This window comes from Patescibacteria group bacterium (assembly GCA_040390045.1).
Taxonomy (GTDB): Bacteria; Patescibacteriota; Minisyncoccia; order Phycocordibacterales; family SIBU01; genus SIBU01.
In genome coordinates, this window is sequence record JAZJZC010000001.1 from 204,163 (window position 1) to 229,246 (window position 25,084).

A 25,084-nucleotide genomic window follows, 5' to 3' on the forward strand; every position below is an offset into this window, starting at 1 on the left:
TATATTAAACACTAAGCCAGCCCAATCTGCACGCTTGGTACAAAGGTTCGACCTTTGTATTTGACGGGAAAACAAAATTAAAATTTTACAAAAATAACAAATCTCTATCCAAATCATCGAAATCTGTCGGCTCATTATCTTTCGCTTTTTTCCCAAACTTACCCTTGGGTTTCAGCGCAGCGTGAGTCGAAGCCAGATGCACCACCCGCTTACCAAGTTTATTTTCTAAAGAATCAATCCGTTTGTGGATGACCTCAAATTTATCCGCCAATTCCCTACTACCAAACAAATCCGCTTGCGAAACTGAATCTGGAACTAACTCACGCAAGGTTACTCCAGTCGTACGATACAAAATGCCACGCTTGTGCATATTTTTTAATTGCTCGCCGGCCAGTGTCATTAAAACTTCCGGAGCGTTGGTCGGTGACGGCAGCGACACAAGAGAGGTCGTGTATTGAAAATCTTGAGTTTTTAGAAACAAAGAAAGCTTTTTGGGAACCAGCTTGTAATGCCTCGCTTTGGTGCAAGCTTCTTCGATATTTTTTGAAAGTTGGGCTAACAGAAAATTTTTATCGTTGGTCGCAGGATGAAACGTTCGAGTTTTTTGAATTGAAGAATAAGTAGTTTTTGCATTCGGATCTATCGGCATCACCGAAATTCCAGAAAGCTCCTGCCAAATTACTTCGTCCGGTTTAGGGAAAAAATGTCTAACCCAATTTAAATCTTTATCTATAAAATCTTTGGCCGTTTTAATGCCGTTACGCCACATCTTTTGGGAAGTCTGGCCGCCGATGCCCCAGATTTTTTCAATTGGTGTCTGCGACAAGAAATCTCCTGCAGTTTTTGCGGTGATGACCGTGAGACCCTTTGGCTTCACCCATTTCGACGCCACTTTCGCCAAAACTTTCGTCGGCGCTACACCAATTGAAACCGAGAGATCGAGCTCATTATTTATTTCTTGTTTAATCCGCTCAGCCATTTGCCGATACGTCATTTTAAGTGTGGCCTCAAGTCCCGTTAAATCAGCGAAACATTCATCGATACTGTATTCTTCCACGTCATCGGCGTACCTGCGCACAATATCAAACATCTTGCTCGAGTAGCGAGCATAGGAAGCATAATCCCCCGGTAAAATAATTACTTTTGGAAAATCCTTCTTCAATCTAAATATCGGCATGCCCCGAATAACACCGAGCGCCTTGGCTTCATAGGAGAGCGCTGAGACAATCCCGCGTTCTTCTCCCGTAACCACAGGCAACCCCCTGAGCTTCGGGTTTTTAGCAATTTCCACACCAACAAAAAACGCATCTCCGTCCATGTGTAAGATGGCTTTTTCTTTCACGTTCGGCTTGCTAGCCTCAGTGTCTTCCTCGCCTTCACTCCTCGATATTTTCTTTTGAACAATTTTAGGCACCAACTCATCATAATCTAAAAATGAGTATTAGAAAAAGGTAAGCAGAAAAAATGGTTAGCTTTTTTTCTTCGGTTTTGGCACTTTATCTCCTTCCCGACGAGCTTCTGAAATGGCGATTGCCACAGCCTGCTTTTGGCTGGTCACTTTTTTGTCGGAATTACCACTTTTCAATGTGCCCTCACCAAATTCATGCATTACTTTGCTTATTTTCTTTTGAGCTTTTGGTCCGTATTTTGGCATAGAATTTATCGTTAAAATTTAAAGCTTTGTTACCTAGAACTTCTCCAGTTGGATGCAGTTCGAGGCGCGAGCGATTTTGCGACTAAAATGTATTCCTATACATTGCGGGAGCAAAATCGTGAAGCAACAAAGAAATGCGCCGACTGGAGAAGTTCTAGCTGTCACGCTTACCGTGGAGAAGCATCTCGACCGCATGCTCCATTGATCCCGCCCGAATAATTTCACCAGCATTTACAAAGAAAATTTCGTCTGCATTTTCAATCGTGTTCAATCGGTGCGCGATGATCACCAGTGTCGTGGTTTTTGGTAATTTTTTCAAAATATCTTCGAGCAACTGTTCGGTCACGGTATCGATGTTGGCGGTTGCTTCATCGAGAATGAGAAGTTCAGGTTCACGAAGCACCGCTCGCATAAAGGCAATCAATTGTTTCTGACCAAGAGAAAGCGCGTCGCCAGATGTAGCCACTTTGGCTTCCAGACCTCCTTCAAAACGCACAAGCAAACTTTCAAGCCCCGCAGCATGAATGACGCCGACCAGCTTTTCACTTGAGAAATCTTTATACTTTTCGTTACCGTACAAAATATTTTCCCGTACAGTTCCAGAAAAAAGTAGTGGCTCCTGCAAAATAAATCCAATCTTGTGCGTGCGTTCCACTGCATCAAACGTTCGAATATCTCGTCCACCAAGAAGCACCGCACCAGCAGATGGATCGTAGAGACGCGCCATTAGGGATGCCGTGGTGGTTTTGCCGCCTCCAGTTGGTCCAACAAGCGCATAGGTTTTCCCTCGCTCAAGGATGAAATTAACATGATGCAAAACTTCTTTGTCTTCGGTATACCTAAAAGAAACATCTTTAAACTCGAGCAACGTGCTACTCGATTGTTTCTCCACTGTTCCAATTTCTGAAATAGGAACCGTTACCATTTCCCCGTGCATTTGAAGAATCGCCGAAATACGATCCCAACCGGCAAGCGCCACTTGAAAGTTTGACCACAAGGCCGCAAGCTGACGAAGCGGATTGTAAAAATTTGAAACGTAAGACAAAAAGCCGATGAGTAATCCGAGTGAAAAATTGCCCGTGCTGATAAGGTGCACTCCATACGCAAGCACAATAAGTTGCGCGAGGTTTGAAGAAAATCCGAACACAGGAGTGAAGACGTTGTTGGCCACACCGGCGCTCACAGCTGATTTGTAATTACCATCGTTCGCCACCTCAAAACGTTTACGGAAAAAATCGCGGCGATTAAAAGCTACCACTACTTTGAAATTATTGAGACTTTCCGAAACCTCTGCTGAAAGATCTCCCGTTGAAGTCATTGAAGCAGCGTTAGTACGTTTGACCCACGGCGAGAGAATTCGGGTGAAGAAAAATAAAGCTACAGCTGGGGCAAGCGCGGCGGCACCCAATTTAAAATTAATTGAGAGCAGGAAAATGGCCGCGCCAACCATAATGACAATACTGCCGACAAATTGCACCAAGGTTTGCGAGAAAAATTGGTTGAGCTTGTCCGTGTCGTTGTTGATGCGTGAGATAAGATCTCCGGCTTTGTTAGCGTTGAAAAAAGCTACAGGCAATTCCTGCAACTTCCCGAAAATTTTGGTGCGCAAATTAAACAGCACGCGTTGTCCCACGCCTCCCATGAGTCGTGTCTGTCCATAACTCGTACCCAAACCGAAAAGATAGAGTCCTAGTAAAATCGATGCGAACGTCAACACGCCGCTAAATTGTTTAGCCACAATGTATGTGTCGACGACGTGAGCAATGAGCAGCGGCGCGATAAGGTTGACGAGCGAGTTGGCGAGCGTGGCAAAACCAGCGTAGATCAAAATGCTTCGTTCGCCTGAAAGCAGAGGCCAAAGTCCACGGATAGCAGCCCATGCGGAAATTTTCTTTTTATTTTGTTCGGCGTTAAGTTCGTAATTCATAATGATCGTTAATTTTTAGGAGATTCATATGTGTGTGTTGAACGCTGGGAATCAAAAATCTGCACGTACTCCGGGCTAGACTCCATAAGCTCTTTGTGTGTACCATGCGCCAAAACTTCCCCTTCCATGAGCAGAATTATCTGATCGTAATTTTCAATCGGCGCAATTTTTTGAGTAATGGAAACGAGCGTAATTTCAGGATAATTTTTCTCGACATTAGCCAAAATCTTTTGTTCAGTGTGTGCGTCCACGCGAGCGGTAAAGTCATCGAGATATAAAATTTTTGGATTAAGCGCCAGCGCGCGAGCGAGCATGATGCGCTGTTTCTGACCACCAGAAAGCGACGTTCCTCTTTCAGAAACCACCGTGTCGAGGCCTAAGGGAAGCGTGTGAATAAAATCATCAAGCTCTGCCGTCTCAATCGCCTTTTTGAGTGTCTCGTCAGTCACCGTCGTGCTAAAGGCAATATTTTCCCGCACCGTGGTATTGAACAGAACACTGTCCTGAAAAACTAAACCAATCTGGGGATAAAATGCGGCGCGCTCATATTGCGCTAGTGGTCGCCCGTCATAATCAACTTCTCCTTTTTGCGGCGCGGTCAATCCTGTAATTACGTTAAGCAATTGAGTTTTACCGGCGGCGGTAGGACCTATGATCGCGGTTTTTGTTTTAGGCATAATGGAAAATGACACATCCTTGAGCGCAGGTTTTTCTCCATAGGTCACCGTAACATTCCTAACTTCAATTTTTCCCAAAAGTGGTTCAGTACTAACACCGAAATCTTTTTCGTCCGGCGCTTTAAGAATTTCGTGAATACGCGCATAGGACGCGCCTGCCTGAGCAATAACGTTACTCATAAAACCGATAACCAAAATTGGGAAAATAAGAATTACAATATAGTTCATAAACGCCGCAAATGAACCGAGTGTCATTGAACCATTGACGACATAGTATCCGCCGAGCGTTACAACCGTGAGCGTGGCCATACTCGAAACAAATGTAATGACCGGAATCATAAATGAAAAAAGTCGCAAAATTCCTAGACCGATAGTCCGCGCCTGAACATTCGCTCCTTCAAATTTTTGATGCTCGAAACGTTGAGAATTTAAAACACGAATAAGCGCAGCCCCTAAAATACTTTCGTTAATCACCTTGTTGAGCCAGTCGATCACTTCGCGACTCTGGGCAAAAAGTTTTCTGACCATCCGAAGAATCACAAAAAAAGTGCCTCCGATAATCGGGATGATCGTCAGCACTGCAAGCGCCAATCTCCAATCGATGGTGAGAAGTATAATCGCCACACCGACAATAATAACGGCGGATGAAACCAAGGAAACTATGGCCTGCGCCACAAACATTTTGATGGAATCAATGTCGGACGTGAGATTGGTGAGAATTTTTGACGGATTTTTATCTTCAATAAACCGATAGCTTTGCTTGGAAATTTTGTTTACAAGTTGAGAACGCAGGTCGCGCCCGACACGTTCCGAAGCGTAAGTCTGCACAATACTCTGAACATAGGTGAAAAATAAAATACCAACCGCAAATCCACCGAATTCAAGAACAAGAGCAAAGAGATCAAGTCCACCGCGAATATACGAATCAATCACGCCTGAAATAAACTTCGGCAAAAACAGAGTCAGCGTGTTAGCGGCAATAGCAAGAACTATCAGCCAGAAAACCTGCAACTTATACGGACTGAGAATGCTAAAAACGCTCGGCGGTTTTTGAATCTCTCCTATTTTTTCGTTTTGTGATATTGGTTTTTGAGTCGGCATTTTTGAAAGATTGCATATGGAGTAGTTGGAGTTAGGATATCTTACTAAAAAGTTGGGCGACTTTCAATTTAATAATTAAAAACAAATAGACAATTTCGAGAACGCCAGCGGTGTTGACCAAGAGCATCACCACAAACCAGTACTCCTGTCCACGTCTACCCGAATGCCAAAGCGCAAGTCCTTTCCAAAAAAGACTCCAGAGAATTAAAAGTAATAATGCCGGCCCAAACACATGAATCCACGCCGGCGCACCAGCACCCATTCCAAAAGTTGCATTAAAATTGTTCATACACCTAAGACGTTAGTAATGTATGTATATTACGTTGCAAATTCCCTACTTACTTTTCATCAAACTCGCTAATTTTCTAACTGTGTTCACATTTCTCGCCGTCATGTGTTTATACAGCGGTGTCCCAATAAATTTTCTCATGCCACTTTTGGTGTAGCCTTTTCTATCGAGGCTCCAAATTATCGCGCCGTCGATGTATTTCAACTTGTCGACTTCTGGATGCGCAACGATAAGATTAAGCGAGCTTTTTGTATCAAACTCTTCCCACAAAAATAAAATGTCGGTTTTTGTTTTGGTGTCGTTGGTCCAATCAAGCGGAATATTCTTGGAAATTTTTTCAATATTTTTAGCGTTTCGTACCACCGATCTAACAGCAAATCCAAAATGATCCTGTAAGGCTTTTTCGATCTCCTGTGCCAATTCCAAATGACCTCGCTCCTTTCCATCGAAAATTACATTCCCAGAATTGATGTAGGTTGAAACATTTTTAAACCCAAGAGCTTCGAAAACTTTTCTCAGTCTCGGCATTTCCACCTTACTATTTCCTCCAACATTTATACCGCGAAGTAGCGCAACGTATTTTTGCATAAAATTCTGTTTAACGATGAATACAGCCCACCCAACAACACGGCCGGCGCATTCCACCTGAGAGTTTAGAAAGTGCCTTCTTGATACGGATATTTCTGGTTTCTTCTTTTTTACCAGAGATCACCCAGCAAATCCATTCATTGCGTGCAAGAGGCGTAATATCCTCCCATATTGCCAATGACTTTGGCGTCGAAAGAATGGCTTTTTGCAAATCATCTGGCATTTCATGGACGACACCACCCGGAAGTTTTTTTGAGGTCATTTGTTATTTTTTATTAGACATCGAACTCTGTGCAACCCTAAACTTTACTATTTTTGCAACAAGTGTGAGTGGTAATTTTTTATCGAGTGAAAATTGAATAGTTCCTTTTGACGTGACGTACGGGGCTAATTCTTTTTTAAACTTCTCAACACCCGCCGAACCTGGGAAAAAACTAACATGATCTTTGAATCCTCCAAAATGCACGAGATTTTTCTTCTGAAATTTAAAGGTTGGTATTCCATAGCTAATCGCCTCTTCGGTCTTTGGCCCCGCCTTCTTAATCGTCGCGCGCATTTGCTTGAGAAGCATCTGCACTTTTTTTGGATACCCTTGTATGTAACTATCGATATCTTTGTAGGTGTTCGTATTTCGCATTCTGCTGATTTAGAAAGCTCGTATTCGTTTTGCAATTTCGTACTGCTTTTCAGTAAGCTCTAAATTGCATTTTTTGCATTTATAAAGGTTCACTCCTCCTTCAAAACCAGCCATACCATGTGCACCAGTGACAGAATCATAGACCGACAGAGCCCAAGGATCATTTGGATTGCCGCCTAGAGAAAAACCGTATGTCCCACAGCGAGGGCATTGTTCACCTGAATGAAAAAAACTGTTTGTCTGTATAACATCGTCGTACATTGAAACCACAAACCTATTATCTGAACGTTTTATCATCTTTTCAACCTCTTCTTCCAACACTTTCTCGAGTTCTGCTTCGGTATATTTCTTTTTCGGCTTTGAATTTTTTATATTCTCTTTACCAAATAAAGCTGTTGCAATCGGTGATACCTTTTCCCAAATAGTACCCATCTTCTTTAAAACATCTTCTGAGTCAAATATAATTTGATCTTCGGACTTGTAACCGTGTACAAAATAATTTCGTAACTCATAGATATCGCTGATAGCCTGAAATTCGTCTTCCGTGAAAATATTTTTGAAGATGATTTTGAATCGACCCAATATTTCCTTTATCCTTGCTGTTTCAATATCCTTCTCTTTTTTTAAAGCAATTATGGACAAAGAGTTACTGTCCTGAATATACTTAGTATCAAAAACTAAAAGAGGGTTCTTATTATGAAGTTTGATTTTTAGAATTTTTTCAACGGCTATACAGAATGAAACGATATTATCTGGAATCTCTTTTTCAGCAGAATTCTCGGAGCTTAAAAACTCCTCAACACGAGAATAAAGGAATAGTAAATACTTATGCGAAGATTTCTTTTTTGTCATTGATATATAGAGGTCAGAATCTATCTTAAGCTGGCTAGGTCCAGCGAACGAAATTGAGCTCAGTCAGGAATTATTTATAAAATCTGTGTCCTAATAATTTTACCAACCAATCAGTGAATTTTCATATATTTTACTTTGGCTAACCCATTAACTTTGCGCATTCGTTTTGAGTGCTCCATCGAACTCGTAGGTAGCAAAAATGAGGCCGGTCTTCCCTATCTTTGAATCAACAAGCTTGAAATTCTCGGCCTGAGTTCCCTCCGCGAAAAGCCGCTTGCCTGTGCCGATTGTAATCGGGTGTATCCACAAATGCATCCGATCGATCAAATGATTTTCGAGCAAAGTCTGGATAAGATTTCCACTGCCCCACACCCACAAATCCGGACCATCCATTTCTTTAAGTTTTTTAATCTCTGCCACCACACTACTTGAAATACAAACTGAGTTATTCCACTCCGGCTTAAAAGATTCATGCGACACCACGTATTTTTTTGTCTTATTAAACGGATTTGCCACCTCAAGATCTGTTTTGGCGGTAGGCCAAAATCCAGCAAAAATATCGTAGGTAATCTTACCGAGAAGAAGTTCAAATGGAATAGTAAAGAATCCACCCAAGATGGGCAACAGTTCCTCGTCTTGGGGAAAAGACATTTGCCAACCGCCGTATTTAAAACCATTTGAAGTATCCTCTTCCTTCCCTCCTGGCGCCTGCATCACGCCGTCTAACGTAACAAAAGTTGTGGTGATTATTTTTCTCATACATATATACTATTACTTTCGTAAGATTTTCTCCATAGTTTTCCCTTTTGCCAATTCATCAATTAATTTGTCTAGGTAGCGAACTTCCCGCGTAAGCGGATCTTTAATTTCTTCTATTCGAACACCACAAATCACACCTGTGATCAAAGAACGCGAAGGATTCATATTAGGAGCTTCTGCAAAAAACGCCTCGAAGGTATTTTGCTTCTTCACTTGTGATTCCAAACCTTTTTCCGCATATCCAGTCAACCAGCAGATAACTTGATCAACTTCCATTTTTGTCCGCCCCTTTCGCTCTGCTTTTGCAATGTACATGGGATACACAGCTGAGAACTTCATAGTGCGCATCCGATTTTTTGTCGCCTCGTTTTCTTTCATGTTTTGATTATATCAAAAATTTACGAGATGGTATCTGGACGATTTGTAAGCTTCAAGGGGTATGTTAAAATAATTGCATATGAATCCCGTAGTAGATTTTTGATTCGATTATGTTCTATGTTTATATTTTACAAAGCAAGAAAAACAACGAACTGTATATAGGTTATACTGAGGACCTCAAGAAAAGAATTTTAGAACATAATCAAGGATTAAATTTTTCGACCAAAAGATACATGCCATGGGAGATTATTTATTATGAAGCCTGCAAAGAACAGTCCGATGCCCGACGTAGAGAGAAATATTTAAAAACTACACAAGGTGGTAGACTGATAAAAAGGAGAATAAAAGATTACTTGTATGTGTCGAAAAATTTAACAAATCAAAAATTCACTACAGGATGAAATCAATACCTAAAAATACAATTTGTCTTTGGTACGAAAAAGATGCGGAAGCCGCGGCTAACTTTTATGCTGCTACTTTTCCAGATAGTGCAGTAGGCGCTGTTACCAACGCCCCCAGTGATTTTCCTGATGGCAAGAAAGGCGATGCGCTAACGGTGGAGTTCACAGTCTGTGGAATTCCCTGTATCGCTATTAATGGCGGCCCAACCTTTAAACAGAGTGAGGCATTTTCCTTTCAAATAATGACAGAGGATCAGGAAGAAACGGATCGTTATTGGAACGCGATTGTCAAAAATGGTGGCGAGGAAAGCCAGTGTGGTTGGTGCAAAGATCGCTGGGGACTATCTTGGCAGATTACACCGCGCACTTTGACCGAAGCTATGGCTGCTGGTGGTGCTGAGGCAAAACGCGCTTTCGAAGCGATGATGAAGATGCAGAAAATAGATGTCGCTGCTATTGATGCTGCCCGACGAACAAAGTGAGCGGAGCAATCGTCGTATGACGGTAACCCGGCGAACTAAGTGAGCGGAGCAATCGTCGTATGACGGCAACCCGACGAGATAAGTAAGGAAAAATTATTTCTTACGATTGACTGCAAGTTTGATAATTTTTTCAAGCTCTTTTGTATTAATATCGGAAAGTTTGTTGATGTAAAGACATCCTCCTCCTTCTTTATACTTACCTAATTTTAAAAGAAAGTCATTTTCTTTTCTCTTTTCTTTTAAACCACCGAGGGTCATTTTGAAAATCTTTAAACCATAGAGAGCGATGTTTTGTTTGCGTGGAGCAAAACCAATCTTCATCCATTCTGCCTCTTTACCATTTGCATATGTGTACTTCATTCGACCGAAACCAACAATCAATGCACCCCACATTTCTGGTTTGGTTTTAGTTACTTTCTCCATTATTTTAGAAATTTCGAAACAATCATTACGTCTCTCTTCATCTTTGATTGTGCTCAAAAATTTCTCCACACTGGCTTTATTCACTTTTGTTTTTAGTTCGGACATAAATATTTTTGCTGGGAGTTTGATAAAATACTAGAACCAATTTGGAGTATGATTGTTTTAGGTTTATTGTAACTGCGGATTCATCCTCGCCCGCTCTGGGGCAAGGATGAATCCGCAACGAATGGTTGCGTCGGCGGAGCCGACTCTTCTACAACAAAGTTTGCCCTGGTTCCTCGCCTATTACCCGCCGAGTCCGCGAGGACGCCGCTGCGGCGGGGATAGGACGAGGACAAACTTTATTTCTGACTAACTATGTCGACTGAGATCTCTACCGCTGGAATGGTTCCCTTGTTCTCGAGCCAGTGTGTAGTGTTGCTATCCTCCGGCCAGCCAACCCCAGGCCCGTAGTCAGTATCTACACCATTTCTATGGTCAGTAATGACTCCGTGTAAAATAAAAACAACACCTGGTCTGCCTGCATGATCATGAATTGGACCAAAGACGCCTCCAGGCTCGACAGTAAACTTACGCATTCGAAGTTGATGCCCCGCCATGCCCTTGATCTCAGGACCAAGGTCAATAGTTGCAAGTAATTCCACGGTAACGTCCTTCATCTCATGTAAAATTTTTTTGTTGCCCATGGATTTATTATATCAAAATGCTAAATGGCCGTCTGGGACGAAGTTAGAACTTTTTTTTAAAAACTTACAACTAAAAAACCCGCAACGGAAATTAAGACTGCACCAACGACTGACTGCCAAGAGTGATATTGTTTCCAGTGATCGTCCGGCCAATCCCAAGTTTTAAAAATAAAAAATAAAGGTATTTCATCTACAACCAAAGCGGTTCCTACAGCAAGCAACACAGTCCAGTGAATCATAAAATATAATGCCACAAGTATGATACCGTGCATATAATGGTGTGGTTGAATACTCAAAATCTTTTTTCCATGTATGTGAAAAAAGGTAAGAAATATTCTTGTAACAAGAATGGTTAGAGCGTATATTAAAAATAAATAACTGAAAGACATACGCCGAAAATTATAACACCGCTGACATGTTTAGTTCAGAATCCAAATCGAGTAATTGAGATACGCCGCAAAACTGACCCATAGAATATAGGGCGCCAAAAGCCACGCGGTGGGTTTGGAGATTTTGACAAAGGTGATGATCGTGACAAGAATAGCGAGCCACAGGAAGACAATTTCAACCAGCGCGCCGCCCGGACTGTGCAGGCCGAAAAAAATAATCGACCAAAGCGTATTCAAGGTGAGCTGGCTAGCAAAGATACCGAGAGCGATTTTTACATCCCTGCGCTCCAATCCTTTTTTCCAAATCAAAAATGCCGCGACACCCATAAGAGCAAAGAGTGTAGTCCAGACCGGTGCAAACACCCACGCTGGAGGATTGAAGCTCGGTTTAATAATACCCGCATACCAGCCAGTGATGGAGGGAGTCGTAAAGACCGAACCGATGATGCCGGCAAGTTCTGAAATGACAATAGCGATGATAAGTTTGAATGTGTTGTTGAACTTCATAGACACATTTTACTCTTTTTTATATTTATTGCGACGAGGGAGAAGGCGTATCAACCGTGATACGCTTAAAAATCGGCTGGGGGACTTGGACCGCGGGTACGCTTATATCCTTCGACTTAAATTTTTCGTCAAAAATTAAACAATTTTTACGCCTTTGGTTCACGTCTTGTGTCCTTGCCAGACATCCGCGACGTGAATTGAAGCTTTTTTATTATCGAGCACTTCGCTTGTAAAAAACATCAATTCGGCTGGGCTCCTCGGTCTCGTATATTTACCCATCAAGCCACATAAGGCTTTTTTGATTGATTTTATTCTACCATTTCGATGCTCCTCGGAACGAGAATCAGCATTTGTCTCCGAGTATTTCTTGGTCCAACTTTTTTAACGCATCAAATATCTTCTGTATACGATGTGGAGTCGCTCGGACGCTCTTCCCGCCTTGAGTTATTTCTCTTTTAATAAAGCTATCAAGAAAGTTTTCTACAACTTTTAGGTGCTCCTTCCTTATATATCCAGCCTTGGCTTCAAACTCATTCTTTATATTTAGAATATGTAGCCTCCACTGATCGTTAATAGGATTAATGTCACCAAACTTCTTTAAAATAGCACGGGTATCATCAATGGTCGGTTCAGCAGAAATTTCAGTTAATAATTCATCCCTATTAATATTTAAAGCTCTAATCATTAACAAATTATAGGTTAAAGATCCATACAATCTTTCTTGAGTCAGATTTTTCCATTTTGCTTTTTCTTGAAAAGATTCCTTTATCCAGTTAAGTACTACCCCAACTACCGTAGCAACTAGAGTAGAACTTATTATTGCCCAGAATATACTTTCAGTAATCATGATTATTTTTTGAAAACTAAAAAATATGGGAGTTTATCCATTCCTGTATAGGTAAACATTTCATAATTTGCTCTACGGGCAGTTTCAGAAAGACGATAGTTGGAGAGATTCTTTTTTGGAACAAAGGGATAAAACCTTACCTCTTGTTTTGTCTCCCCTTTTTCTGACCATTTGAAATTTAAAAATAGAGGCGGGGTCATATAACCAGACTTTAAAACCTTATTCATTATCTGCCACCCAGCACCAAAGACTACGGATTTAGGTTTACTTTGATTTGTTTTGACTTGTGCTCGGAAAGAGCAACCCGTGCACTGAACATCGTACAAAGGATAATTCGGTGGTAATTTCATCAAACTTTTTCCGCAATTTGGACACGGAACAAGTTCGACAATTTCTTGTTCTCCTGAGTTTCCTGATTCTTTGTTAGTTATTTTCTTCATAGATTTCAATGCTCTTCGGAGTCCGAACCTATCTCAAACTGGCTGGGAACTTGGACCGCGAGTACGCGTATCGAAACTTACAGTTTCAGTACACCTTTCCCGTTTTTTCCTCATCTGAATGACTCAAAAACATGGGAGAAGGTCTTCGATTCCAGGACGAAAGTGCGTTTAGCACTTTCGTCCCCCATGACATTTTTATAGCAATAAAACATGTCCGTCGAAATTTACTAATTTCGACGCGATTTTTACGCTTAAAAATCGGCTGGGGGACTTGGAATCGAACCAAAATTAACGGCTTCAAAGGCCGCTGTCCGACCATTAGACGATCCCCCAATGGCACTTCTAATCTCTAGAACTTAAATATACTACTACACCTTCTACCCATCCCGCAATCTTCCGATTGAGCGAAATACTTCTACTGACGATGACAGACAATACCCCTCGATAATCTTCTCCGACCCTCCTACGCTTAGTTTTTGGGTTATGTTTTTTAAAGTAAACCTTAAGTTTATCCTCTCGAAATTTGAGATTTTGCTTCCAATATTTTTTTGCGCTTTCTACATCAGCTTTCTCATGAATGAACAATTCAAAGCGTGTGTCTCCATCAACAACCTGTAAATATTGGTGGATCCAATTCAAAAAAATCTTGTGAGCCTGTAAATCCATGTTGGTAAACTTCACAGGACAAGCAATCGCGTGCTCTTTTGATCCTTCAGCCCAATACAAAATAACCCCCGTTAACCAGAACGGGTCCCGAATCAGCGAAGCGACTTCTTGCCTTGCCGAATCTTTAATATCTTTTACTCTCCTAATTTTATTTCTCCGTACAGCATCAACACCCCTCAATCTGCCTGCAATTCTTTTTTCTGTAATAACTTGTTTTTGCTTTTTTGCCAACCCAACATCACGGAGCCACAGCGAAATAGTAGACTTGGCAACCGGAATTTGTTTCAAAATTTCCGAATACGAAAGACCCTTTCTGCGCAGAGCAATAGTTTCTTCCTTGAGTTTTCCTTTTGTAAACATCGAACAATGATTATACACTATATAATAGCATACTACCGTTCGAAATACTTATTTTGTTTGTGGGGAGAAAATTTTGACTAACGCAAGCTCTATAGGTAGAGCCGGAATATGAGCTCGGGAGATAGAGTCATAGGCCAAAAGAAGCTCAGATAAAAGAACCGAGGAAATGGAAGAATCTTTGGCAGAGGCGAGCGAGCTTAAATATTTAAAATCCTCAGGCGAAACTTCATCGGCAATTTCTTTTTCTAGCTCATGAGCGTATCGCAACAGCAAAACATAGCGCAATTTTTGAAGCACTAGTTGCATAAAAACTTTAGCATCAATATTTTTCTCGAGCGCTTGGTGGAGCGCCACAATCGCAGGTTCAACTTCCTTTTTTGAAAGCGCTTCAATAAAATTGTTGACGATAGAACTTTTCGGCGCGCCCGTAACCACTTCGACTTCTGCGAGAGAAACCTTTTTATCTTTCGAGGCACTCATCACCTTCTGCAAAATTCCCTGCGTATCGCGGAAAGAACCGTCGCCCAAAAGTGAAATGAGCTCCCCCACTCCCGCCTCAAGTGAAAATCCCTCTTTTTTGGCAACAGAGGCGATTGACTGTTTAAGAATTTCACTCGTTGGTCGCTTTAGTTGAAAAACCTGACAACGCGAAAGAATAGTTTCTGGAAGCTTGTCGACTTCGGTGGTAGCTAAGATGAAAACCACATGCTTCGGCGGCTCCTCCAAAGTTTTGAGAAGTGCATTGAAAGCCGATTTGGAAAACATGTGTACCTCATCAAGAATGTAAACTTTGTACGGCGAACTGAAAGGCAGTGTGCTCACAGCTTCGTTTAGAATTCGCATTTCATCAACGCCGTTGTTTGAAGCGGCGTCAATTTCGTAAATGTCATCTGCACTCGCGCCAATTTCTTTCGCCACGATTCTGGCGAGTGTTGTCTTGCCCGTTCCGCGTGATCCGGCGAAAAGATAGGCATGGGAAATGTTCCCAAGCTTCAGTGCGCCTTCGAGAGTTTTAACTACATGATCTTGCCCGATCACCTCCTTAAAAGATTTGGGACGGTATTTTCTATATAGAGCTATTTCTGGCATGAAAGGGCTACGTGGTTGGCCTATTTCTTTGTTGCTTCACGATTTTACTCCCGCAACGTATATGAATACGTTTTAGTCGCAAAATCGCTTGCGCCTCGAACTACATCCAACCCCGTAAGCCCTTTAGTATAACAGATTTGTTTGGGTAAAAAAAAGAACCCCGAGTTGGAGTTCAAGACAAAAATCTCATGCAATCGCCGACGCGACTGGCCAACACACAGACACAGTTCACAAAGTGACCCAGTCTGGATATTTCCCGGCTGTCCAAGTCGGATGAATCGAACCACGCATTCCGGCAACCATAGGTGCAAAAATGTCTCCACTGACCGTTTGGAAGGTTGAAATGGGTTCCGTGGTCGACGTCTTTTATGGCAATTCCGCAATTGTAACAATAGAGTTTCAGCATAAACCTTGGCTTCAACGGTGGTTAAGGTACCGAAAACACTCGGGAGAGTATAGCAAAAAGGGGGTTAGACGCAAACGAGAAACCCCCGGCCGCGCGAAGCGCGGCCGGGGGTTTTCCTGAATCTTAAATCTATTCAAGACCATTAAACAACCTTAACTTCTCCCCTACCACCTTTTGCATTGCCAGTTTTGGTTCTTTCAGATATTTGTACGGTGAAATTTCATCGGGATGTTCTTGAAGAGAAAGCATCAAGGCTTTCCGGTACGCCACGCGAAGTTCGGTGTTGATATGTACGATCGCCACACCAGCTTTGATAGCGCCGAGAAAATCTTCGGGAGAATTTCCTGATCCGCCGTGAAGCACAAGAGGAATTCCTACCGCTTCTGAAATCTCAGCGATCCTTCCCAAATTAAGTGCAGGGTCTTTTCCGCCAGAAAGCATACCGTGAATATTTCCCACGGCTGGTGCCAACAAATCAGCTCCGGTTTCTTCCACAAATTTTTTCGCCTCATCTGGTTTTGTTAAAAATTCCTCAGAAATTTTCACGCCCGCTGGAATGCCTTCCAAAATTTTTGAGGATTTACCGATAAAACCCAATTCCGCCTCGACGATAATTTCAGGGTTTACACTTCGGGCGTATTCCACACACTGCTTGGTCAATGCTACATTTTCGTCATGGGGTAATTCAGTTCCATCAAAAATCACCGCATCAAAACCCGCATCCACCGCTTCTTTTACTTTTTCAAATGAATAGGTGTGATCAGCATTAAGGTACACAGGAAAATCAAATTCATCGCGCAAACTTTTCACTAACGCCGCAACCTGCCGTACACCGACAAAACTTCGCTCGCCTTCTGACACACCGATAATGACCGGAACATTCAATTCTTTGGCGGCATCAAACACTGCCCAAAAACCTTCGAGGTTGGAAATGTTGAAATGGCCGATGGCCACCTTACGCGAAACTGCGTCATCAATAGATTGTCTCAGCGATTTCATGGCTAGATTGTACCACGGAGAGCACACAACATGGAACATGGAGCACGGAACATGCTAAAACCATAAGGTATGTTAAAATAATTGAATGTTTAATCGTACACCAGACTTCCTCGCCATTGGCGACATTACCACCGACGCTTTCATTCGCATAAAAGAAGCGAGTGTGCACTGCAATCTCAATAAAGAAAACTGTGAATTGTGTGTCAGCTTTGCTCAAAAAGTCCCTTATGAATTTGTGGAAGTCCTAAGGGCTGTGGGTAACGCATCGAATGCGGCGGTTTCAGCTAGTCGGCTCGGCCTATCTTCCGGATTGGTTGCCGACACAGGTAACGATCAGAATGGTAAAGAATGTCTCGCTGTTCTAAAAAAAGAAAAAGTTTCTAGCAATTTCGTGAGTACCCACAAAGGCATGGAAACCAACTATCACTACGTTTTGTGGTACGAAGATGAGCGAACCATTCTCGTCAAACATCAAGCCTTTCCATACAAACTTCCACATATCGGCTCACCGAAGTGGATCTATCTCAGTTCACTCGGTGGAAATACAGAAAAATACCACGACGAAATCGCGCTGCATTTGGAAAAACATCCGGAAATTAAACTGGCCTTTCAACCGGGAACTTTTCAAATAAATCTCGGCGTGGAAAAATTGAAAAAAATCTACGCTCGAACCGAAGTGTTTGTCTGCAATAAAGAAGAGGCGGAAAAAATTCTCGGCGTGGGTGAAACTGACATAAAAGAACTTCTGAAAAAAATCCACGAGCTTGGACCAAAAATTGTTCTGATAACTGATGGGCCAAAGGGTGCCTACGCCTTTGCAAATGACGTTTCTTTTTTCATGCCACCGTATCCAGATCCAAAACCTCCATTTGAACGGACCGGCGCGGGAGATGCCTTTGCCTCGACTTTTGTCACCGCACTCGCACTCGGTAAATCAATTGAAGAAGCGCTCCGCTGGGCGCCGATCAATTCGATGTCTGTGGTTCAACAAGTCGGGGCTCAACGAGGACTTTTGACTCAAGCAGGAATTGAAGAGTGGCTCAAAAAAGCTCCTCAGGATTATTTCCCAAAAAAGATTTAGTCAACCTAAACGTATAATTTATTTAAAAATCAGTGATTGACTGATTGCTGATTAAACTGTACTCTGTTGGAAGTTACAACGCAGTACACTACCAAAACATATGACGACAGTCATTTCCCAACCACCGCAAAATCTTGCTCGCCTCGCAGAGCAAGCTGTGCAAGCAGAATTGTTCTCCGCCGAAGACCAAGGCACTCATCAAGAACGCGCCCGCGCCAAGGAAGCCGCTCCACGGTATCACGGCGAGATCACTCGCCAAACCAGCTTTGAGCGCTATCAATCGAGAGCAGCCTGGCTGGCCAACATCGGTCTCTAACCCATTCCCACGCGACTCTGCGTGGGAATTTTTTTATCATTTTTATTCCCTTACCTTCTCTTAGTTTTTATTTTCTTGTCTTAATTTAGAGACCATAGTTTCTAAATTAAGCTTTGTAAAAAGTTCCTATCCTAACTTAAAAAGGGAAAGGTATTTATTCATGTTCCCCAAGGTGTCCGAAACAATAAACCGAACTTCATCATCCGAAAGATTGAAAAAACTTTTTAAATCATTGATTTCTTTTTCACAATCAAATGGTAAAATCCAAACGCTTTTTTGAAACTGAACAAACCCCAACCGTTTTAGCAAAAATCTCAAAGCGTTTCTTTTTGACCTATGCTCCGTTGCGATATCAAAGAGAACCAGTCTCCATTTTTTGTCCCACTTTTGTGGTCTAGCGATTTTTTTCTTATTGTAGAAATTATATTGCGCTGCGACCCTTTTGCCTTCTTGAGTTAAAGAAATATACACCTGTCCGTGTGTCTCTTCGTAGTGAATAAAACCAAGCCTGCGTAAATAATAAAAAGTGTTTCTAACTTTTTTCTCGTTGAATTCTTTCCGTATTCCCTGCAATAATTTTTGTACAGCATGAGGATTGGATAAAACCAAAGTTACGGCTCCTGCTACAAGAAGAGCCCCCAACACCGTGTTAGTAAAGCTATTTTGGGGCTTATATTTATCTTTGTGTAACTTTAAAACCATGGTCTTTATACTACATAAATTTGTTACATGAGATTAAAAAATTAAAAAGATGGGGGCATTTTTATCTTTTCCTTTTCAAAACTTTTCTGGCCGCTTCTTTGATATGACTCGAACCCATTTTATAGTGTTCAATTAATTCTTCTGGAGTTCCTGACTGTCCAAACTGATCTGCCACACCGATAAATTCAATCGGCACCGGCATCCGACGCGCCAAACATTCTGCCACTGCCGAACCAAAACCTCCTGCCATTTGGTGTTCTTCTACAGTGACGATCGCTCCGGTTTCGTGCGCCAAATCAACCAAAGCTTTTTCATCAAGCGGTTTAATCGTGCCAAAATTTAAAACTTTTACCCGAACGCCTTCTCCCTCTAATTTTCGTGCCGCTTCGAGCGCCTTATGAACCAGTGCTCCCGTCGCCACAATCCCAACTTCAGCGTTGCCTTTTTCTGGAGCAAAGAAAACCTGTGCCTTCCCTATTTCAAACGGCGTAGCTTCGGTTGTCATAATCGGAGTTTTTTCACGAGCCAATCGTAAATACACCGGCGTGTTATTTTTGGCAATCGCCAGCGTAGCTTTTTTTGCCTCAATGGCATCGCATGGTGAAATCACCACCATCCTTGGCAAGACGCGCATGAGCGCAATGTCTTCAATCGCCTGATGCGTTCCGCCATCGGCCCCGACAGAAACTCCAGAGTGTGAACCAACAATTTTTACTGGTCGGTCGTTGTAGCAAATAGTCGTGCGAATCTGTTCCCAGTTTCTTCCCGGATTAAACATGGCATACGACGTGCAAAAAGGAATTTTTCCCATGGCCGCCATCCCACTCGCCACCGTCACCATGTTTTGTTCCGCCACGCCCATCTCCACAAATCGCTCTGGAAATTTTTTCCTAAACAAATGCATCTGGGTCGATTCAGTCAAATCGGCACACAACCCCACCACATTTTTATCTGCCTCTCCAGCAAGGAGAAGTCCCTCGCCGAACCCTTTGCGAGTGGGCAGTTGCTCGACGTCTTTGTCGAAAAGTTTCGGATTTAATTTTAAACTTAAATTTAACATACCTACTGATTTATTTAGCTTAGTATGGAATAAAATATGTAAAGAAACAAGAACGTAAGGGCGGAGGTAAGAGACCAAAAAAGAACTGGTTGTTCACTTCGATAAATATATCCACGGGTATTGCGAACATACATCCTTCCCTTAGAAATCTCAAGCAGAAACCAGCAAAATAAAAAAACGATCGGTATTAAAACAAATATTTTCATCATTGTAATCTGTGGAGCAGGCATTCGTATGTACTCTAACTCATGAACAAAGGCTGGTGACTACTGAGTATGGAATAAACCAAAATTGAAAAACAAACGACTGAGAAAATTATTAAAATGCCGCCTTCTGTTTTGCGAATTGCGTAATCTCTTTTAGATTGTGGGTAATTGTAGCTCGATTTTTTATTAAAAATCAAAACCAAACCCAAAATAAAAGACAGCAGAAAAAACGGCGGCCCGAAAAATAAAACCAATATAGCCGGTTCTTGGTTCGGACTCTGAGCGAGTACTGTCAAGTACATCGAGCTCAAAAGGAAAAGTAATTTTAAAATAGTTTCAAAGACTCTCATGGGTAATGTATCTGAACTTAACCCAGCGTAATCATATTAAAGACATGCAAGCCGATTACCAGGGTCACCGGCAAAAACATGCCAAAGTGAACAAAGGTTTTAAAGTCGCAATAACTTCTTTTTTTGACCGGCACTCGGTAAAAATAAAACCAATAAGTAAAAAGAAAAGTAAACGCGATAAACAAAACGTAGGTCAGACCTTGGTGCTCGGGTGTCAACAAATACAATTCCTTTAAAACACTCAAGACGGAGCTAGAAAAAAGTTCATAGGAAAAACCTTTTTGGAAAGAGACCGCTATCGCTCCCACAATCGCCAAGGAATAACTAAAAATTCCATAACACAGCACAAAAAACAAAATGTTTTTTTCGTGTTGATAATTTGGTTTTTTTCGAGCGGCTCTCATCGCATTACAAAAATATAACTTCTCCTTCCGTCCCATTATATCACGTTGCCTTAGCAAAATTTCTATTGATGTTCACTTTTGATCTTCCCACCGAGCGTTCGCAATTCGGCCAAAGCCATGTCTGCTTCTTCCCTATTTGGTGGTTTGCCATGCCAAGTATAATCTCGTTCAAATTCCTTGACTCCTTTTCCTGGAATCGTCCGAGCAATAATCACACTTGGTTTATCAAAAACCGCTTTGGCTCGATTGACCGCTTCATCAATCGCAGAAAAATTATGCCCATCAATTTCTTGAACATGCCAATTGAAAGATTGGTATTTATCACTGAAAGGCTCGAGCGGCATAATGTCTTCGGTATACCCGTCGATTTGAATATTATTGCGATCAACAATAGCAATTAGGTTACCTAGTTTTTCTTTTCCAGCGAGCATCATGGCTTCCCACGTATTGCCACAGTCGTGCTCACCATCTGACATCATGCAGAAAATAAATTTTCCGGAAGTTTTACCGCCATCAATTCTGTTGGCGAGTGCCATGCCCACGGACTGAGAAAGGCCAGAGCCAAGAGGCCCAGAACTCGTCTCAAGCGCTGGCAAAAAATCACGATGCGGATGACCTTGGAGCGACGAACCAAATTTTCGTAAAGTCTTGAGCAGGTCTTTTGAAAAATATCCGGCGTGCGCCATGGTAGCGTAGAGCACCGGACAGATGTGGCCATTAGAAAGTACCAATCGGTCGCGTTCTGGCCAATCAGGAATTTTAGGATTATGTTTCAAACCATAAAAATATAAATAGGTAAAAATGTCGGTCATGCCAAGAGGGCCTGCCGTGTGCCCCGAACCCGCTTCGACAAGCATCTCGATAATGGACTGGCGAATATTGTTAGCCTGTAGTTCGAGATTTTTTATTGTATCTTCGTGAAGTGCCATTTATTTTTAAGTCTGGCGTTTGTTGCTAAATTTTGTTTTTAAAAGCTCAACATCCTTTTTTAAAATATCAAAATCAGTATATTTAACTCGGTTAAAAGCCAAATCATCAATTCGAATATTGGTGCTGTCAAGCTTTCGTAAAATCTCTTCTCTTGCAAGAACAAGCCTTTGGTCCGTAGTAGAAATTTTTCCGTCAATTTCCTTAAAACTTCGAGCCATCATTATGGCAAGATTTTCAATTTTAGTATCAATTTCAAGACGAAGATTATTGTGTGATGGCAAAACCACATCTTCAATAGCTTTTTTAACACCCTCCAAAGTCAGGGTTTCTTTTGGCCGTACCACTTTCTTGTTATTTTTTTTAGCTTTCATTTTTTAGACTCTTAAACTTCGCCAAATTTTCTCGAAGTGATCCGTCTGCCCACAGTGCTGAACCAACAACCAATCTCGTGGCGCCAGAAAATAGTAAAAGTGGAGCATTCTCTAAGTTCACTCCCCCATCAACACTAATTATATGCTCGGGGTAGAGCTGTCGCAATCGTCGCACTCTATTTAATGTACCTTCGTCAAAGGTTTTCCCTTGCTGGCCGAGATTGGAAAAATTCCAACCCATGCATTGGATAATGGAAACCTTGTCAGCAATCGGTTCAAGTAATTCTTCTGGCGTATCGAGCGCAAGAGAAACACCAAGCGGCACGCGCTCTGCCACTTCAGTTACCACCGCATTGAAATCCTTGCAACCCTCGAGTTGCACAATAATTCTCGAGGCGCCGGCGATGATCCAATCTGAAATAATCAGTTCCGGCTGGCGAACCATAAGGTGAGCTTCAAATTCCAACTGTTCCCAAAATGGAAATCCTTCTTTTTCTTTTAGAATATCATCGAAAAACGAATCGGATTTGCTTGGCGATTGATACGGCCAACTCCGCGCGGAAACCAAGCTACCGTCCAGTACATCAATCTGCACCACAGGTACGAGATTTCGCAGTGAAGACATTTTGTCTTCGAGCTCTTCAATATTTTTAGGAATGATGGCGGGAATGATTTCGAAATTAGGCATTAGGTTTTAGGCGCTAGGCCTTAGAAATTAAATCAACTTTTTGCAAGCGACGAATGTGGCGACCATCATTCGAAAAGGCTGTTTCAAGCCAGAGCTTCACCGCGGCCTGCGCTTCAGCTTCATTTAAAAACCGCGCGCCGAGTGAAAGAATATTGGAATCATTGTGCTCACGAGAAATTTTAATTTCATTGGGAATTTCGCGTCCGTCTTTTGGGGCGTATTGGCCGTTGAACACTACCGCTCTCACATGCGGAAATCGATTAGCCACAATGGCCTCCCCTTGACCAGAACCGCCAAAAATAATTCCTCGACTGCGCTCGGGATCACCACCATCATTCGAAATCGCTTGCGCCACAGGAATTATAAAATCTGGATAATCGTCGTCCGGCAAAAATTGATAGGCACCTTTATCTACCACCTCGTGACCGAGATTCATCAAAAATCGGGAAATCATTCCCTTGAGTTCAAATCCAGCATGATCAGATCCGATGTAAATTTTCATTGGAATAGATAATTAGGAATTAGGCCTCAGGTAAATTAGTTTTTCGACTTTTTTTATCAGTTGCTACCATAACAATGAATACAATAGTCAGTAAGAAAGTGACTATCCAGATTCCACCCATAATCGCCCAAGAGTAACTTGGCGAAATTGAATTTATCATATCTTGGAATATTTCGGGGAAAAGGAAACTGCATCCTGAAATTAGTATAAAGACAAGAAACACTGTACCTGTTATCTTTTTCATAGTTTTATTACTAAACCAACTTCCCCGCTTCAATCACATGTCGCACGAGCGTGTGAGTGTACCCCATCTCATTGTCGTACCACGCCAAAACTTTTACCAAATTTCCTCCAACCACTCGCGTCATAGAAAGATCAGCGATAGCGCCTTCAGCGCGACCGACAATGTCTGTGGAAACGAGATCTTCACCGACTTCAGAAACTGCAAAAATACCGGACCAGCGCGGCGCCGCTGCGGCGCCGCGCAGAATTTCATTAACCTCTTCTATTGTCGTATCGCGTTTTGCAATAAAAGTAATATCGGCAATCGATCCACAGGTGACCGGAACGCGAAGGGAAATACCCTCAAACAACCCTGTTAGTTTTGTGTACGCCTTTGTCATCGCTATCCCAGCTCCGGTGCTCGATGGAATAATATTTACTGCCGCGGCACGTCCTTCACGCAAACCTTTTTTTCCCGCAGGAGCATCAACAAGCGCTTGAGTAGCGGTGTAGGCATGCACCGTATTTAAAATCGCTTTCTCAATTCCGATCGCTTCATCTAAAATCGCAATCACGGGGCTCGAAGCGTTTGTGGTGCACGAGGCGTTTGAACTGACCACGCAGGTTTGCAATTTTTCTTCGTTAATTCCAACTAAAACCGTTGCACCCTGTGGATCTTCGTCTTTGACTGGCGCGGTAATCACCACACGTTTTGCTCCGGCAGCAATATGTAATTTAGCTTTTTCGTAACTAGCAAAAAAACCGGTCGATTCTACAACCACATCAACATTCAAATCTCCCCATGGCAATTTAGCCGGATCTTTTTCTGAAAGATATTTAATTTCCTGACCTTTCACCGTCAAAACTCCCGTTGCCCCCCTAGCTTCCAATCCGCTTCTACCGTACACAGAGTCAAAATTTAAAAGATACGCCATGTTTTCCGCATCTCCCAAATCATTGACCGCCACCACTTCCAATTCCTTGTTTTCCAAAGAAACTTTCAAAAATGCTCTGCCAATTCTTCCAAGTCCGTTGATTCCAACTCTGATTTTTTTCATAGGTGATTTAGCGAAATCATGTCGGCGCAACGTCCATTGAGCGCCGACGCTTATAAATAATTTTATCTAATGTATAGGTTTCATTATAGCAACAAAACCTTTACGGGAGAAACAGCCTTTTAAATTACCTTATTTGCTTGCCACTGCTGCCAAATTAGTTGATGGTGCGGAAAATGGCCCAAACACTCGCAAAGAATCTTCGGATAATTGAACAAGAGCGATTCCAGTTCCTTGGTACAAATCTAAAAATTCACTGGAGACTGTCGAGAGACCGACATGAGCATACTTTAAAAATTTTGAAACCGGAGAAACTTTTTGTAAAGAGATGGCTGAGGCAGCAGACTCAAGCCTAACGGTTAAACTTGAAACATCTGATTGATCTATCGAAAAAATTCCAAAAATTAAACCCGCTGAAACAACTAATGCTGCCATGCCAGTTTTCCATTTAAAATTAGTTTTCTTGATCGTAGACGCAACTTTTCGCTTTTCAGAAATTTCAGAAACAAGAGCGACAGACTTTTTTTGTAAATCTGGAATTAAAGGCGAAGAGTCAGTGTCATACACAAAAGACCCACCCCGAATGGAGAGATTTTTTTTCTTCTCAAATGTATGGTCCGAACTCATAGTTCTTGGCTCT

Annotated in this window: 33 protein-coding genes and 1 tRNA gene; 4 read left to right on the forward strand and 30 right to left on the reverse strand. The window is 42.1% G+C overall.

What is annotated here, in order from left to right:
- Window positions 1–85: 85 nt before the first annotated feature.
- From V4467_01150 to V4467_01200, 11 genes are all read right to left on the reverse strand, one after another.
- Entirely contained in the window at window positions 86–1,414 is a 1,329-nt protein-coding gene (locus V4467_01150) for a DNA polymerase IV (GenBank protein MES2087579.1), read from the reverse strand.
- 54 nt (window positions 1,415–1,468) lie between these two features.
- Window positions 1,469–1,654 (reverse strand): DUF6496 domain-containing protein, encoded by a 186-nt coding sequence (locus V4467_01155; protein MES2087580.1) that lies wholly within the window; start codon window positions 1,652–1,654, stop codon window positions 1,469–1,471.
- 154 nt (window positions 1,655–1,808) lie between these two features.
- Entirely contained in the window at window positions 1,809–3,581 is a 1,773-nt protein-coding gene (locus V4467_01160; protein MES2087581.1) for an ABC transporter ATP-binding protein, read from the reverse strand.
- A gap of 8 nt (window positions 3,582–3,589) precedes the next feature.
- Window positions 3,590–5,359: an ABC transporter ATP-binding protein gene (locus V4467_01165; GenBank protein ID MES2087582.1), complete on the reverse strand. Its 1,770-nt coding sequence runs from the start codon at window positions 5,357–5,359 to the stop codon at window positions 3,590–3,592.
- 31 nt (window positions 5,360–5,390) lie between these two features.
- On the reverse strand, window positions 5,391–5,648 hold the full coding sequence (locus tag V4467_01170; GenBank protein MES2087583.1) for a DUF5652 family protein: 258 nt from the start codon (window positions 5,646–5,648) through the stop codon (window positions 5,391–5,393).
- A 45-nt stretch (window positions 5,649–5,693) separates the two neighbouring features.
- On the reverse strand, window positions 5,694–6,236 hold the full coding sequence (locus tag V4467_01175; protein MES2087584.1) for a DUF1697 domain-containing protein: 543 nt from the start codon (window positions 6,234–6,236) through the stop codon (window positions 5,694–5,696).
- 10 nt (window positions 6,237–6,246) lie between these two features.
- Window positions 6,247–6,498 carry a YdeI/OmpD-associated family protein gene (locus V4467_01180; GenBank protein MES2087585.1) on the reverse strand — a complete coding sequence of 84 codons (252 nt, stop codon included), beginning with the start codon at window positions 6,496–6,498 and terminating at the stop codon, window positions 6,247–6,249.
- A 3-nt stretch (window positions 6,499–6,501) separates the two neighbouring features.
- The gene (locus V4467_01185; protein ID MES2087586.1) at window positions 6,502–6,873 is read right to left on the reverse strand and encodes a DUF1801 domain-containing protein; all 372 of its coding nucleotides are present in this window, start codon (window positions 6,871–6,873) and stop codon (window positions 6,502–6,504) included.
- A 9-nt stretch (window positions 6,874–6,882) separates the two neighbouring features.
- Window positions 6,883–7,725: a hypothetical protein gene (locus V4467_01190; GenBank protein MES2087587.1), complete on the reverse strand. Its 843-nt coding sequence runs from the start codon at window positions 7,723–7,725 to the stop codon at window positions 6,883–6,885.
- A 147-nt stretch (window positions 7,726–7,872) separates the two neighbouring features.
- Window positions 7,873–8,484, reverse strand: coding sequence for a dihydrofolate reductase family protein (locus tag V4467_01195; GenBank protein ID MES2087588.1), 612 nt, complete (start codon window positions 8,482–8,484; stop codon window positions 7,873–7,875).
- Between the two features lie 12 nt (window positions 8,485–8,496).
- Window positions 8,497–8,862, reverse strand: a complete 366-nt coding sequence (locus V4467_01200; GenBank protein ID MES2087589.1) for a DUF2200 domain-containing protein — start codon at window positions 8,860–8,862, stop codon at window positions 8,497–8,499.
- Window positions 8,863–8,972: 110 nt separating this feature from the next.
- On the opposite strand from V4467_01200, the gene V4467_01205 reads away from it, so the two are divergent.
- Both V4467_01205 and V4467_01210 read left to right on the forward strand, forming a co-directional pair.
- The gene (locus V4467_01205; GenBank protein ID MES2087590.1) at window positions 8,973–9,263 is read left to right on the forward strand and encodes a GIY-YIG nuclease family protein; all 291 of its coding nucleotides are present in this window, start codon (window positions 8,973–8,975) and stop codon (window positions 9,261–9,263) included.
- Entirely contained in the window at window positions 9,260–9,745 is a 486-nt protein-coding gene (locus tag V4467_01210; protein MES2087591.1) for a VOC family protein, read from the forward strand. The genes V4467_01205 and V4467_01210 overlap by 4 nt, the downstream gene beginning before the upstream one ends.
- 93 nt (window positions 9,746–9,838) lie before the next feature.
- On the opposite strand, the gene V4467_01215 is transcribed toward V4467_01210, so the two are convergent.
- The 10 genes from V4467_01215 to V4467_01260 all read right to left on the reverse strand — a co-directional run bounded on the left by V4467_01215 (window position 9,839) and on the right by V4467_01260 (window position 16,557).
- A complete protein-coding gene (locus V4467_01215) occupies window positions 9,839–10,273 on the reverse strand; it encodes a DUF1801 domain-containing protein (protein ID MES2087592.1) in 435 nt (144 codons plus the stop codon).
- A 236-nt stretch (window positions 10,274–10,509) separates the two neighbouring features.
- Window positions 10,510–10,854 (reverse strand): cupin domain-containing protein, encoded by a 345-nt coding sequence (locus V4467_01220; GenBank protein MES2087593.1) that lies wholly within the window; start codon window positions 10,852–10,854, stop codon window positions 10,510–10,512.
- Between the two features lie 56 nt (window positions 10,855–10,910).
- Window positions 10,911–11,243, reverse strand: coding sequence for a hypothetical protein (locus V4467_01225; GenBank protein ID MES2087594.1), 333 nt, complete (start codon window positions 11,241–11,243; stop codon window positions 10,911–10,913).
- Window positions 11,244–11,273: 30 nt separating this feature from the next.
- Window positions 11,274–11,750: a TspO/MBR family protein gene (locus V4467_01230; GenBank protein MES2087595.1), complete on the reverse strand. Its 477-nt coding sequence runs from the start codon at window positions 11,748–11,750 to the stop codon at window positions 11,274–11,276.
- Window positions 11,751–12,093: 343 nt separating this feature from the next.
- On the reverse strand, window positions 12,094–12,597 hold the full coding sequence (locus tag V4467_01235) for a hypothetical protein (protein ID MES2087596.1): 504 nt from the start codon (window positions 12,595–12,597) through the stop codon (window positions 12,094–12,096).
- Window positions 12,598–12,599: 2 nt separating this feature from the next.
- Window positions 12,600–13,037, reverse strand: a complete 438-nt coding sequence (locus V4467_01240) for a DpnI domain-containing protein (protein MES2087597.1) — start codon at window positions 13,035–13,037, stop codon at window positions 12,600–12,602.
- A gap of 262 nt (window positions 13,038–13,299) precedes the next feature.
- Window positions 13,300–13,370: transfer RNA gene (locus tag V4467_01245), tRNA-Gln, on the reverse strand.
- A 9-nt stretch (window positions 13,371–13,379) separates the two neighbouring features.
- A complete protein-coding gene (locus V4467_01250) occupies window positions 13,380–14,063 on the reverse strand; it encodes a hypothetical protein (GenBank protein ID MES2087598.1) in 684 nt (227 codons plus the stop codon).
- 48 nt (window positions 14,064–14,111) lie between these two features.
- Window positions 14,112–15,152, reverse strand: coding sequence for a DNA polymerase III subunit gamma/tau (gene dnaX, locus V4467_01255; GenBank protein ID MES2087599.1), 1,041 nt, complete (start codon window positions 15,150–15,152; stop codon window positions 14,112–14,114).
- A 535-nt stretch (window positions 15,153–15,687) separates the two neighbouring features.
- On the reverse strand, window positions 15,688–16,557 hold the full coding sequence (locus tag V4467_01260; GenBank protein ID MES2087600.1) for a class II fructose-bisphosphate aldolase: 870 nt from the start codon (window positions 16,555–16,557) through the stop codon (window positions 15,688–15,690).
- Window positions 16,558–16,642: 85 nt separating this feature from the next.
- Here V4467_01260 and V4467_01265 point away from each other — a divergent pair, with 85 nt between their 5' ends.
- On the forward strand, window positions 16,643–17,638 hold the full coding sequence (locus V4467_01265) for a carbohydrate kinase family protein (GenBank protein ID MES2087601.1): 996 nt from the start codon (window positions 16,643–16,645) through the stop codon (window positions 17,636–17,638).
- Window positions 17,639–17,738: 100 nt separating this feature from the next.
- Window positions 17,739–17,954, forward strand: a complete 216-nt coding sequence (locus V4467_01270) for a hypothetical protein (GenBank protein MES2087602.1) — start codon at window positions 17,739–17,741, stop codon at window positions 17,952–17,954.
- 126 nt (window positions 17,955–18,080) lie between these two features.
- Here V4467_01270 and V4467_01275 read toward each other — a convergent pair whose 3' ends face one another.
- The 9 genes from V4467_01275 to V4467_01315 form a co-directional block, all read right to left on the reverse strand.
- Complete coding sequence (locus V4467_01275) at window positions 18,081–18,656, reverse strand: hypothetical protein (GenBank protein ID MES2087603.1); 576 nt, start codon at window positions 18,654–18,656, stop codon at window positions 18,081–18,083.
- A 61-nt stretch (window positions 18,657–18,717) separates the two neighbouring features.
- Window positions 18,718–19,716, reverse strand: a complete 999-nt coding sequence (locus V4467_01280; protein MES2087604.1) for a transketolase C-terminal domain-containing protein — start codon at window positions 19,714–19,716, stop codon at window positions 18,718–18,720.
- A gap of 573 nt (window positions 19,717–20,289) precedes the next feature.
- Window positions 20,290–20,712: a hypothetical protein gene (locus V4467_01285; GenBank protein MES2087605.1), complete on the reverse strand. Its 423-nt coding sequence runs from the start codon at window positions 20,710–20,712 to the stop codon at window positions 20,290–20,292.
- A gap of 26 nt (window positions 20,713–20,738) precedes the next feature.
- Window positions 20,739–21,605, reverse strand: a complete 867-nt coding sequence (locus V4467_01290; protein ID MES2087606.1) for a transketolase — start codon at window positions 21,603–21,605, stop codon at window positions 20,739–20,741.
- A gap of 6 nt (window positions 21,606–21,611) precedes the next feature.
- A complete protein-coding gene (locus tag V4467_01295) occupies window positions 21,612–21,977 on the reverse strand; it encodes a hypothetical protein (GenBank protein ID MES2087607.1) in 366 nt (121 codons plus the stop codon).
- Complete coding sequence (locus tag V4467_01300; protein ID MES2087608.1) at window positions 21,967–22,665, reverse strand: hypothetical protein; 699 nt, start codon at window positions 22,663–22,665, stop codon at window positions 21,967–21,969. The genes V4467_01295 and V4467_01300 overlap by 11 nt, the downstream gene beginning before the upstream one ends.
- 13 nt (window positions 22,666–22,678) lie before the next feature.
- Complete coding sequence (locus tag V4467_01305) at window positions 22,679–23,167, reverse strand: RpiB/LacA/LacB family sugar-phosphate isomerase (GenBank protein ID MES2087609.1); 489 nt, start codon at window positions 23,165–23,167, stop codon at window positions 22,679–22,681.
- 254 nt (window positions 23,168–23,421) lie between these two features.
- On the reverse strand, window positions 23,422–24,447 hold the full coding sequence (locus V4467_01310; GenBank protein MES2087610.1) for a glyceraldehyde 3-phosphate dehydrogenase NAD-binding domain-containing protein: 1,026 nt from the start codon (window positions 24,445–24,447) through the stop codon (window positions 23,422–23,424).
- A gap of 129 nt (window positions 24,448–24,576) precedes the next feature.
- On the reverse strand, window positions 24,577–25,071 hold the full coding sequence (locus V4467_01315; protein ID MES2087611.1) for a hypothetical protein: 495 nt from the start codon (window positions 25,069–25,071) through the stop codon (window positions 24,577–24,579).
- Between the last annotated feature and the right edge of the window lie 13 nt (window positions 25,072–25,084).